This is a genomic window from Streptococcus agalactiae (genome assembly GCF_949788565.1).
GTDB lineage: Bacteria > Bacillota > Bacilli > Lactobacillales > Streptococcaceae > Streptococcus > Streptococcus agalactiae.
This window is the reverse complement of record NZ_OX460931.1, coordinates 933083-946040: the sequence shown is the minus strand read 5'-3', so window position 1 is coordinate 946040 and position 12958 is coordinate 933083. Positions and strand designations below refer to the sequence as shown.

Here is a 12958-nt window from a genome sequence, read left to right as displayed (position 1 = left end):
GATGACCGAAAAAGAAAAAATGTTAGCAGGACAATATTATCGTCCATCAGCACCTGAACTACGCAAGGATAGAGAAGTTGCACTAAAAAATATGCAAGCCTTCAACAATGAAGATGATAGTAGCAAACGTAACGTCATTTTACAAAAATGGTTTGGTGCTACTGGGAAAAGTATCCATATGGAACAACGTTTTGTCTGCGATTATGGTTGCAATATTTATGTTGGTGAAAACTTCTACGCCAATTTTAACCAAACTTTCTTAGATGTTTGTGAAATTCGTATTGGCGATAACTGTATGTTTGGCCCAAACTGTCAACTCCTCACCCCACTCCATCCTCTAGATCCAATAGAAAGAAATTCAGGATTAGAATACGGTGCCCCAATCCAAATCGGGAATAATGTCTGGCTAGGTGGAGGAGTGACTATTTTACCAGGTGTTGTATTAGGAGATAATGTCGTCGTTGGTGCTGGAAGTGTCGTTACGAAATCATTTGAAAATAACGTTGTTATAGCAGGAAACCCTGCTAAGATAATCAAAAAAATTAGCTTGAAATTAGAAAAACCTTTAATTATAACGAAGGTTTTTTCTAATTTAAAAAATAGGTAAAGTAAATATTCTGCTAATTTAATCTATCTTATTTATAATGATTTTAAATAGAAAAACCTTGATATAATAATGTTTTCTTAAGTATAAAATTCTTTAAAAAAGTAGATATTTTTCCAAAAAATTATGTTATTATAGATTTGTGCTCATTTTTGAACACTTTATCTTTCATTTTAAGGAGTTTTATGAAAAAGCTATTAACCACTCCTGTAATGGGTTGTACTTTGGTTATACTTTCTCTAACGTCCCTATTTGTTGGTGTTAAATCTATCCCACTGGAGCAAATAACACACCTTGATCAATCACAGGTAGATATTTTTTTAGCGAGTCGCTTACCAAGAACCATTAGTATCCTAATATCTGGTGCAAGTTTGTCAGTCTGTGGCCTGCTGATGCAACAACTCACCCAAAACAAGTTCGTTTCACCGACAACTTCAGGGACTATGGATTGGGCGAAATTAGGAGTAGTTGTTACGCTGATTTTCTTTAAAAATACCTCTATTTTTATTCAACTATGTATAGCTTCAGGTTTTGCCATTTTAGGATCGCTTCTTTTTGTAACCATTTTAAAAATGATTACTTTTAAGGATAATATTTTTATACCTCTTATCGGACTGATGCTTGGACAAATTGTAGCAGCAGTAACAGTATTTTTAGGAACACATTTTCAAGTACTACAATCTGTCAACAGTTGGCTTCAAGGTAATTTTTCCATCATGACTAGCCATCGCTACGAAATTCTTTACTTAGCATTGCCATGTTTGTTTTTAGTGTATTTTTTTGCTCATCAGTTTACCATTGTTGGGCTTGGAGAAAGCTTCGCTAAAAATTTAGGGATTGCTTATGAAAAGATGATTTACTTTGGTTTAGTTTTGGTTTCAATTATGACATCCCTAGTCATTATTATCGTAGGAGCTTTACCTTTCTTAGGTTTAATCGTACCTAATCTAATTAGCATAACTAAAGGAGATCATATGTCCTCAACTATCTTAGAGACATCGCTTTTAGGGGCTTGTATCGTCATGATATGTGATCTTTTTGGTCGCTTAGTAATTTTTCCTTATGAAGTCTCAATAGGAGTTACGCTAGGAGTATTGGGTAGTGCCTTTTTCTTGATTTCAATTATAAGAAATGAGGGAAAATCATGATTAAGGATTTAGAGATACCAAAATTACTTATTTTACTGATACTACTAATTGCTGCCATTATTTTGTTTTTAATTTATGGTATTCCAACTGACGCAAATGAATTTTTGATTATCTATATCCTAAAAACACGTTATCAAAAATTGATTGCATTAATTTTGGTTGGTATCTGCATTGGTAGTTCTAGTCTTATTTTTCAAACTCTAACCAATAACCGACTTTTAACTCCGTCCATTATTGGTTTAGATAGCTTATATGTCCTTATCCAAACAGGATTAATGTATTTAATCGGAGCTCAGCGTGTCATAAAATTTTCATCTTTTAGCAGCTTCCTCCTTTCATTATTATTAATGGTTGGATTCGCTTACTTATTATTTACGATACTTTTTCGAAATAAAAAACAGTCTTTGTATTTTGTTCTATTAGCTGGACTCATATTTAATACATTATTTTCTTCTATCTCATCCTTTATTCAAGCCATTATGGACCCCAACGATTTTATGATTTTACAAAATCAGCTCTTTGCTAGTTTCAATGCTATTAATACCAAGATCCTTTGGATTTCTTTCATTATCATTGTCGTTAGCTTTGTCATTAATTGGCCTTTTATAAAGGAATTGGATGTCTTACTATTGGGTAAAGAAAATGCGATATCACTCGGCATCTCATATCAAAAGCTTACTACTAGAATTTTTTTATGGTTAGCATTGATGGTAGCTATAGCAACAGCATTAGTTGGGCCGATTACTTTTTTAGGCTTACTTGTAGCACATATTACCTATCACAGTTTTCATACCTTTAGACATCAAATATTAGTTCCTATAGCCATTGTTATCTGTATCTTTACACTTGTCTTAGGGCAGCATCTCGTTCAAAATCTATTACACCTTACTGTTCAACTAAGTGTTCTCCTCAACCTTATCGGGGGAAGTTATTTTATATTCACCTTAATCAAAGGAAGGAAAAACTTATGATTCAAATAAACAATTTACATAAGTTCTATGGCCAAAAGGAAATATTAAAAGACATTAATATTTCGATTCCTAAAGGAAAAGTAACAGCTATTTTAGGTCCAAATGGATCTGGAAAGAGTACATTGCTGAGTTGTATCAGTCGGCTTGAACCTTATGATAATGGTGAAATTTTCCTTGATAAGGTACCATTAGCCCACTACAGTTCAAATGACTTAGCCAAAACATTAGCCATATTAAGACAATCTAATCACTTAACACTCAAGATAAAGGTGAGAGACTTGATAGGATTCGGTAGATTTCCTTATAGTAAAGGACGGTTAAGTCAAAAAGATAAAACTGTCATAGAATCAGTTATATCTTATATGGATTTAAGCGATATAGCTGACGAGTTCATTAATAACCTCAGCGGAGGTCAAATTCAAAGAGCTTTTATCGCAATGACAATGGCACAAGATACTCAATATATTTGCTTAGATGAGCCACTCAACAATTTAGATATGAAATATGCTGTTCAAATGATGGAACTTATCAAACGATATGCGTATGAGTTTAATAAAACTATAGTGATTATTATTCACGACATCAATTTTGCAACTCACTACGCTGACAATGTTGTCGCTTTAAAAGAAGGACAAGTGGTGTCTTGTGGGACTGTTGAAGATGTTATGCAAGAAAAAATCCTTTCTCATTTATTTGATATGCCTATCCGTATCGAAACTGTTGATGGTAAACCAATTATCCTTTTTTGTACACCATAAATAAAGAGATTTATGTAGGATAACATTTTTAGTTTTTATCTATTTTAGGAGATTTTATTTAATGACAAAAAAACTTATTATTGCTATATTAGCACTATGCACTATCTTAACCACTTCTCAAGCTGTTTTAGCTAAAGAAAAATCACAAACTGTTACCATAAAAAACAACTATTCGGTCTATATTAAAAAAGAAAAAAGAGACAAGCCGGATAATAAAAAGCAAATCAGCGAGACACTTAAAGTTCCTTTAAAACCCAAAAAAGTAGTTGTTTTTGATATGGGAGCTTTGGATACTATCACAGCTTTAGGAGCTGAAAAATCTGTTATTGGTATCCCGAAGGCTAAAAATGCTCTAAGTTTATTGCCTAATAACGTCAAATCTGTTTATAAAGCTAAGAGATACCAAGACGTAGGAAGTCTCTTCGAACCAAACTTTGAAGCTATTGCTCGTATGCAACCTGATGTGGTTTTCCTAGGAGCACGTATGGCTTCTGTTGATAATATTGAAAAATTAAAGGAGGCTGCACCTAAAGCAGCATTAGTATATGCTGGAGTCGACTCAAAAAAAGTATTTGACAAAGGAGTTGCTGAGCGTGTCACAATGTTAGGGAAAATCTTCGACCAAAATAAAAAGGCAAAAACCTTTAATAAAGATATCGCACAAGCTGTTCTTAAATTGCAGAAAACTATTGAGAAAAAAGGTAAACCTACAGCTCTATTTGTAATGGCAAACAGCGGTGAACTTTTAACTCAATCACCTTCTGGTCGTTTTGGTTGGATTTTCTCTGTAGGCGGATTTAAAGCAGTCAATGAAAATGAAAAACTAAGTTCACATGGTACTCCCGTATCTTATGAATACATCGCTGAAAAAAATCCTAACTATCTCTTTGTTTTAGATCGTGGAGCGACTATTGGACAAGGAGCTTCATCAAAAGAACTTTTTAATAACGATGTTATTAAAGCAACTGATGCTGTCAAAAACAAACGTGTTCATGAGGTAGATGGAAAAGATTGGTATATCAATTCAGGCGGAAGCCGAGTAACACTCCGTATGATTAAAGATGTACAGAACTTTGTTGATAATCGTTAATTTTTTGTCAAAGGCTAGGAAAAATCCTAGTCTTATTTTTTTGAAAAAATAGCTATTATCAATGCTTCAGCGTATAGATTGATCTTATCACTTTATTTTGTCTATTATTTTCGAATATAGTCAATGGAGGTAACCTTATGAATCATTTTGAACTATTTAAGCTTAAAAAAGCTGGACTAACAAATCTTAATATCAACAATATTATCAACTACCTTAAAAAGAATAGTTTAACTTCTCTATCTGTTCGCAATATGGCCGTAGTGTCAAAATGTAAAAACCCTACTTTCTTTATAGAAAATTATAAACAGCTAGACCTTAAAAAACTTCGACAAGAATTCAAAAAATTTCCAGTTCTATCGATTTTGGATTCTAACTATCCTTTAGAGTTAAAAGAAATATATAATCCACCAGTTCTACTTTTTTATCAGGGTAATATTGAACTTCTATCTAAACCTAAATTAGCTGTAGTGGGAGCAAGACAGGCATCTCAGATAGGTTGTCAGTCTGTTAAAAAGATTATCAAGGAGACTAACAATCAATTTGTTATCGTAAGTGGTTTAGCGCGTGGCATTGATACAGCAGCACATGTTAGTGCTTTAAAAAATGGAGGCAGTAGTATAGCTGTTATCGGGAGTGGTTTAGATGTTTATTATCCAACGGAGAATAAGAAACTTCAAGAATATATGTCATATAATCATCTCGTATTATCAGAATATTTTACCGGAGAACAACCCTTGAAATTTCATTTCCCCGAACGTAACCGTATTATTGCAGGGCTATGTCAAGGTATTGTGGTTGCCGAAGCTAAGATGAGATCTGGAAGTTTAATTACCTGTGAAAGAGCATTAGAAGAGGGACGAGAAGTTTTTGCCATTCCCGGAAATATTATCGATGGCAAATCAGATGGATGCCATCATCTTATCCAAGAAGGAGCTAAATGCATTATTTCAGGAAAAGATATCCTTTCTGAATATCAGTAGTGTTTTGCTTTCTACTATAGGAGAAGTTTTCTATTGACAGTTTAAGAAAAGTGAGTTATTATGCTATAAGTTTACGATATAGAAAGTGATACCTATGGCAACTACGACAAAAACGTCGACCAAAAAAACAAGTAAAAAAAAATCAGCTACTGCTAAAAAAAATCTAGTTATTGTGGAGTCTCCTGCAAAAGCAAAGACTATCGAAAAATACTTAGGACGTAACTATAAAGTTGTAGCCTCAGTAGGTCATATCCGTGATTTAAAAAAGTCAAGTATGTCCATTGATTTTGAGAATAATTACGAACCACAATATATTAATATTCGTGGTAAAGGACCTCTCATTAATGATTTAAAAAAAGAAGCTAAAAAGGCTAAAAAAGTTTACCTCGCGAGTGACCCGGACCGTGAAGGAGAAGCTATTTCCTGGCATTTAGCACATATTTTAGATTTAGACAAAGAAGACAGAAACCGTGTTGTTTTCAATGAAATCACAAAAGATGCTGTTAAAAATGCTTTTGTGGAACCTCGTCAGATTAACATGGATCTCGTTGATGCTCAGCAAGCACGACGTGTTTTAGATCGCATTGTTGGTTATTCTATCTCACCTATTTTATGGAAAAAAGTAAAAAAAGGGCTATCAGCTGGACGTGTACAATCAGTTGCTCTTAAACTAATCATTGATCGTGAAAATGAGATTAAGGCTTTCCAACCGGAGGAGTATTGGACTATTGACGGTTCCTTTAAAAAAGGAACACGTAAATTCAATGCCACTTTCTACGGTTTAGACGGAAAGAAATTCAAATTATCGAATAATGAAGACGTCAAAACAGTTCTAAAACGTATTAAAACTGATGAATTCTTAGTTGAAAAAGTTGAAAAAAAAGAGCGTCGTCGTAATGCACCATTACCGTATACAACTTCTTCATTGCAACAAGATGCAGCTAATAAAATCAATTTTCGAACTCGTAAAACCATGATGATTGCGCAACAGCTGTACGAAGGACTTAGCTTAGGCACAGCAGGTCATCAAGGTCTGATTACCTATATGCGTACTGATTCTACACGTATTAGTCCGTTAGCACAAAATGAAGCAACAGAATTTATTACTAACCGTTTTGGTGCAAATTATTCTAAACATGGGAATAAAGTTAAAAATGCTTCTGGAGCACAAGACGCTCACGAAGCTATTCGCCCGTCTAGTGTTCATCATACACCCGAAAGTATTGCTAAGTATTTAGACAAAGATCAACTAAAACTTTACACTCTTATCTGGAACCGTTTTATTGCAAGCCAAATGACAGCAGCAGTCTTTGACACAATGAAAGTTAATTTAACGCAAAATGGTGTTACTTTTATTGCTAATGGTAGCCAAGTCAAGTTTGATGGTTACATGGCTGTTTATAACGATACTGACAAAAATAAAATGTTACCAGATATGGAGGAAGGAGAAAGTGTTAAAAAGGTTAATACGAATCCTGAACAACACTTCACTCAACCTCCTGCAAGGTTTTCAGAAGCAAGTCTCATTAAAACACTTGAAGAAAACGGTGTAGGTCGTCCTTCAACTTATGCACCAACGCTTGAGACTATTCAAAAACGTTATTATGTTAAGCTTGCAGCTAAACGCTTCGAACCAACTGAACTTGGTGAAATTGTTAATAGCCTTATTGTAGAATTTTTCCCAGATATTGTTGATGTTACCTTCACTGCCGAAATGGAAGGAAAACTAGACGAAGTTGAGATTGGTAAAGAGCAGTGGCAAAAGATTATCGATGAATTTTATAAACCATTTGAAAAAGAACTTGCAAAAGCAGAAACTGAAATGGAGAAAATTCAAATAAAGGATGAACCTGCTGGATTTGATTGCGAGCTATGTGGATCACCAATGGTAATAAAACTAGGACGTTATGGAAAGTTTTATGCGTGTAGCAATTTCCCTGAATGTCATAACACAAAAGCTATCACTAAGGAAATAGGTGTTATTTGTCCTATCTGTCAAAAAGGACAAGTTATTGAGCGAAAAACAAAACGCAATCGTATCTTTTATGGCTGTGACCGCTACCCAGAATGTGAGTTTACATCTTGGGACAAACCTATTGGACGAACTTGCCCCAAATCAAATGATTTCTTAGTGGAGAAAAAAGTACGCGGTGGTGGTAAACAAGTTGTTTGCTCAAATGAAAAATGCGACTACCAAGAAGAGAAAATTAAGTAAAGTGGAATCTGAGTGTTTAGCTCAGATTTTTAAAAAAATTATTATTTTACATAACTTAATTTATGTATTTATTTTTATGGGAGAATTAATAAAAAAGTGCTATAATATAGGTGTATTCATAGTGTGAGGTGCCGTTATGTCCTATATTGAAATGAAGCATTCCTATAAGCGTTATCAAACAGGTGAAACCGAAATTGTTGCTAACAATGATATTAGTTTCAGTATTGAAAGAGGTGAGTTGGTGGTTATTCTTGGTGCATCCGGAGCTGGCAAATCTACTGTTCTCAATATACTAGGAGGGATGGATAGTAATAGTGAAGGTGAAGTTTTAATTGATGGTAAGAATATTGCTAATTATACCATCAGGGAATTGACTCATTACCGTAGATATGATGTCGGATTTGTTTTTCAATTCTATAACTTAGTCCCTAATCTAACAGCACTAGAGAATGTAGAATTGGCTTCAGAAATTGTTCCAAAGGCATTAGATGCCCAAAAGGCGTTAGAAAACGTAGGTTTGGGACACCGTATCAATCATTTTCCAGCACAGCTTTCCGGTGGCGAGCAGCAACGCGTTGCGATAGCTCGAGCTATTGCCAAAAAACCTAAACTGTTACTTTGTGATGAACCTACTGGTGCTTTAGATTACCAAACCGGAAAACAAGTACTAGCTATCTTGCAAAAGATGGCGCAATCAAAAGAAACAACTGTGATCATTGTTACTCATAATACTGCCTTAGCGCCAATTGCAAATCGCGTGATCCATATGCATGATTCAAAAATCAGTGATATTGTAATAAACGAGAATCCAAGTGATATTCAGAACATAGAATATTAGAGGTTATACAAATGGGAAAGACATTTTGGAAAGATATCTATCGATCAATTATGACTTCAAAAGGTAGATTTTCATCAATCCTCTTACTTATGATGTTAGGTTCATTTGCTTTTATAGGACTGAAGGTCGCAGCACCTAATATGCAAAGAACAGCACAAAATTACCTTGCTCATCATCATGTTATGGATATTACCGTTTTCAATTCTTGGGGACTTGACAAACATGATCAAACTGTTTTAGAAAGCTTAAAAGGATCACAAGTTGAATTTTCTTACTTTGTAGATACAACCCCTCAACAGAATAGTAAATCTTATCGATTGTATTCCAATACCAAAACAATATCAACCTTTGATCTTGTTAAAGGACGTCTCCCTTTAAATAACTCAGAAATTGCTCTCTCATTTCAGGAACGAAAAAAATATGCAATAGGTGATAAAATTAATTTTAAACAAGATAAAAACAAACTGTTTTCAAATACAGGTCCTCTAACTATTGTAGGTTTTGTTAATTCTACCGAGGTTTGGTCTAAGACAAACCTTGGTAATTCTCAAACAGGGGACGGCGACTTAGATAGTTATGGCGTATTAGATAAGACAGCATTTCACTCTCCAGTATATACAATGGCAAGGGTAACTTTTAAAGATCTTAGGTTGATTAACCCTTTCTCAATAAGTTACAAAGAAAAAGTAGCGAAATACCAAGAAAAGGTATCGCGAAAATTAAATATTCACAATAAAATAAGATATACCAAAACAAAAAAAGAGAGTTTACGTAAAATCGATGAGGAGGAAAAAAGCCTACTAAAAGCTCAAAAACAAATCAATCGGTTAGATAATGATAGTCTAGCAATGCCACTATCTCAAAGACAAACTATGCAAATGAAAATTAAACAAGACCGACTATCTCTTTTGAAACGAACAAAAGAACTTTTAAAATTGAGACATAACACCCAAATAATGGAATCGCCTCAAATTATTGTCTACAACCGTACTACCTTTCCTGGAGGACAAGGATATAACACTTTTGACTCCAGTACAAATAGCACTTCTAAAATCAGTAATCTTTTTCCCATTATTTTATATTTAGTCGCAGCATTAGTAACCTTAACAACAATGACTAGGTTCGTCGAGGAAGAAAGAACCAACGCAGGCATATTAAAAGCACTAGGCTATAGTGACCGCCAAGTTATCTTTAAATTTATTATTTATGGTTTTATAGCAGGAACATTAGGGACTACTTTGGGTATCATTGGAGGGCATTATCTTTTACCTCGTATTATTTCTGATATCATTTCCAAAGACCTGACTATTCCAAACACACAGTATCATCTTTTCTTAAATTACAGTTTACTAGCCTTTGTTTTTTCATTATTAAGCATTGTTCTTCCAGTTTTTGTTATCACTCGACGTGAGTTGAAAGAAAAAGCAGCATTTTTATTATTACCAAAACCACCAGCTAAAGGATCTAAAATAGCTTTAGAGTATATCAATTGGATTTGGAAAAAACTGTCCTTCACACAAAAAGTAACTGCTAGAAATATTTTTCGTTACAAACAAAGGATGATTATGACCATATTTGGAGTTGCTGGATCAGTAGCGCTCTTATTTTCAGGTCTAGGAATACAATCCTCCTTAAAGCAAACCGTCAACGAACATTTCGGTCGTATTATGCCCTATGATATATTGCTAACATATAACACAAATGCTTCTCCCCAAAAAATACTTGAACTACTTTCAAAAGATTCAAAAATAGACAAATACCAACCAATACACCTTGAAAATCTTGACGAATCCATTCCTGGACAAATTAATAAACAGTCAATTTCCCTATTCATAACAGACAAAAAACAATTACTACCTTTTATTTATTTACAAGAAGCAACAACTAATAAGTCATTGCACTTGAATAATAAAGGGATTATTATTTCTAAAAAATTAGCTCAATTTTATCATGTTAATACCGGTGATTTTATCCATTTATCTCATTCACAAACACTTCCTTCTAGAAAATTAAAAATAGCAGGAGTTGTCAATGCGAATGTTGGTCACTATATTTTTATGACAAAACAATACTATCAAACTATTTTTAAGAAAGAAGCTAAAGATAACGCTTTTTTGGTTAAGTTAACCAAACATAAAATCGCAAATAACTTAGCAGAAAAACTTTTAGAAATTAATGGAGTTGAGTCTCTTACGCAAAATGCTCTTCAGCTGGCTAGTGTAGAAGCCGTTGTGCGTTCTTTAGATGGCTCTATGACTATTTTAGTTGTCGTATCTTTATTGTTAGCCATAGTAATTCTCTATAATCTCACTAATATCAATTTAGCAGAACGTAAGCGGGAGCTATCAACTATAAAGGTATTAGGTTTTTATAATGAAGAAGTAACTTTATATATTTACCGCGAAACCATTATTTTATCAACCATCGGTGTGATTCTAGGCACCATTAGCGGTACTTATTTACACCGTCAAATGATGTCGCTAATTGGTTCAGATCAAATACTTTTTGGTGAAAAAGTATCACCAACTACATTTATAATACCAATAAGCGTAATAGTCATCATTCTAATAAGTCTAGGTTTTATAGTTAACCATCAATTAAAAAAACTCAATATGTTAGATGCCTTGAAATCAGTAGATTAGTTTATAAAAAAGATTATCTTTTCTAATCTTTTCAATAACGATTGACAGTAAGTAATCTTAATTGTATAATATAACAGTATAATGTTAGATAAAAGTGAGATGTTTATGAGAAAGTCTATTTTTGAGGAAACTGCAAAAGGTAAAGTATCAAGGCATATCCTTTTAACTATATTATTGGCTTTGATATTACTATTTACAGCAGATTTCCTTACCTATATTATTATTGAATTGATTATCTCGCTTGATTTTTGGAAACTAGAGTGGGATAGCGATATCGTCCAGTTAATCATTTTACTAGCAACTTCAATTAGTACGGTAATGTTATTTATGTGGGTGAAATTTAAAGAGAAGCGTCCAATTAGTTCTCTAGGGCTATTTAAAGAAAGAGCCCTAACAGAATTATCTAGAGGATGGTTAGTCGGGAGCGTTCTCTTTGGAGCCTGCTTAATATTAACAATAATTTCAGGCTCTGGAGTTATCGAAACTGTTCGTTTTACAGCTGATAAATTGATTTGGTTTCTTATTTTTGCTGTTGGATGGCAGGTACAAAGCGCCTCTGTTGAAATATTGTGTCGTGGATGGTTACTTCCGGTGAGTGCCACAAAGTATAGTAAGATAGTTTCTGTCAGTATCAGTTCGATCTTTTTCGGTCTTCTGCATAGCGCTAATAATCATGTAAGTCTTATCTCGATTTTCAATCTGTGTCTCTTTGGACTATTTCTATCGCTCTATGTTATTTTAAAAGGTAACATCTGGGGGGCGTGTGGTATTCATGGCGCCTGGAACTGTGTACAAGGGAGTGTCTTTGGAATCGAAGTTAGTGGAGAGCCAATGTTGTCTAACTCCCTAGTCCATGTTAAAACCTATGGTGCTGACTGGATTAGCGGTGGAAAATTTGGTGTGGAAGGAAGCATGATTACCAGTATTGTTCTTATCGTAGCATGTTATTGGCTTTATCAAAAATCGAATTTTCCTTACGACTAATAGATTTAATCTAAATAAGCTTCTCTTACTGAAAGCTTATTTTTTATTTTAGTATTAAAAAACTATGTTTTGTGATATAATATTTCAAAGACGAAAGGAGTCTATTGTGCCACAAAATCCAACAAGTAACCCAGAGAAAAAAACTTATTTATTATCTGAATTGGTAGACTGCTTTAAAGGTAAGGCTGTGCCTTCAAAAGCAGAAGCAGGCGATATCCGTATTATTAATTTGAGTGATATGTCTCCTTTAGGAATTGACTACCATAACTTAAAAACATTCCAAGATGAACAACGCTCACTTTTAAAATATCTACTTCAGGAAGGCGATGTTTTAATCGCTTCAAAAGGAACTGTCAAGAAAGTTGCTATCTTTGAAGAGCAAGATTACCCTGTCGTTGCCTCTGCTAATATTACAATACTAAGACCTACACAACACATTAGAGGGTACTACTTAAAGCTTTTTTTTGATTCAGAAGAAGGTCAACAGGCACTTGAGAATGCTAACAAAGGAAAAGCCGTGATGAATATTAGCACAAAGGAACTGTTAAATATTGCAATACCAAGTATCCCGCTTTTTAGACAGGATTATCTTATCCAACGTTATAAACAGGGCCTCAACGATTACAAACGTAAGATAGCACGTGCAGAGCAGGAGTGGGAACGTATCCAAAATGACATCAGACAACAACTTAGCTAGAACCAAATACAAAACATCATAGGAAGAGTTA

11 protein-coding genes are annotated in these 12958 nt (G+C 34.0%); all 11 read left to right on the top strand.

Going from position 1 to position 12958, the window contains the following annotated elements:
- Position 1: 1 nt before the first annotated feature.
- Positions 2-607 carry a sugar O-acetyltransferase gene (locus QOR44_RS04850; protein WP_000136502.1) on the top strand — a complete coding sequence of 202 codons (606 nt, stop codon included), beginning with the start codon at positions 2-4 and terminating at the stop codon, positions 605-607.
- Positions 608-789: 182 nt separating this feature from the next.
- Positions 790-1752: an ABC transporter permease gene (locus QOR44_RS04845; RefSeq protein WP_000735584.1), complete on the top strand. Its 963-nt coding sequence runs from the start codon at positions 790-792 to the stop codon at positions 1750-1752.
- A complete protein-coding gene (locus QOR44_RS04840) occupies positions 1749-2723 on the top strand; it encodes an iron chelate uptake ABC transporter family permease subunit (RefSeq protein ID WP_000588582.1) in 975 nt (324 codons plus the stop codon). Before QOR44_RS04845 ends, QOR44_RS04840 begins: the two co-directional genes overlap by 4 nt.
- A complete protein-coding gene (locus tag QOR44_RS04835) occupies positions 2720-3481 on the top strand; it encodes an iron ABC transporter ATP-binding protein (RefSeq protein WP_000614757.1) in 762 nt (253 codons plus the stop codon). Before QOR44_RS04840 ends, QOR44_RS04835 begins: the two co-directional genes overlap by 4 nt.
- A gap of 61 nt (positions 3482-3542) precedes the next feature.
- Entirely contained in the window at positions 3543-4571 is a 1029-nt protein-coding gene (locus QOR44_RS04830) for a siderophore ABC transporter substrate-binding protein (protein ID WP_000162771.1), read from the top strand.
- 137 nt (positions 4572-4708) lie between these two features.
- On the top strand, positions 4709-5551 hold the full coding sequence (gene dprA / locus QOR44_RS04825; protein ID WP_001015250.1) for a DNA-processing protein DprA: 843 nt from the start codon (positions 4709-4711) through the stop codon (positions 5549-5551).
- Between the two features lie 94 nt (positions 5552-5645).
- Positions 5646-7766, top strand: coding sequence for a type I DNA topoisomerase (topA, locus tag QOR44_RS04820; RefSeq protein ID WP_000246609.1), 2121 nt, complete (start codon positions 5646-5648; stop codon positions 7764-7766).
- 136 nt (positions 7767-7902) lie between these two features.
- On the top strand, positions 7903-8604 hold the full coding sequence (locus tag QOR44_RS04815) for an ABC transporter ATP-binding protein (protein ID WP_000120354.1): 702 nt from the start codon (positions 7903-7905) through the stop codon (positions 8602-8604).
- An 11-nt stretch (positions 8605-8615) separates the two neighbouring features.
- The gene (locus tag QOR44_RS04810) at positions 8616-11246 is read left to right on the top strand and encodes an ABC transporter permease (RefSeq protein ID WP_000520605.1); all 2631 of its coding nucleotides are present in this window, start codon (positions 8616-8618) and stop codon (positions 11244-11246) included.
- 105 nt (positions 11247-11351) lie between these two features.
- Positions 11352-12230: a CPBP family intramembrane glutamic endopeptidase gene (locus QOR44_RS04805; protein WP_001232131.1), complete on the top strand. Its 879-nt coding sequence runs from the start codon at positions 11352-11354 to the stop codon at positions 12228-12230.
- A 106-nt stretch (positions 12231-12336) separates the two neighbouring features.
- Positions 12337-12927: a restriction endonuclease subunit S gene (locus QOR44_RS04800; protein WP_001135930.1), complete on the top strand. Its 591-nt coding sequence runs from the start codon at positions 12337-12339 to the stop codon at positions 12925-12927.
- Positions 12928-12958 lie beyond the last annotated feature (31 nt).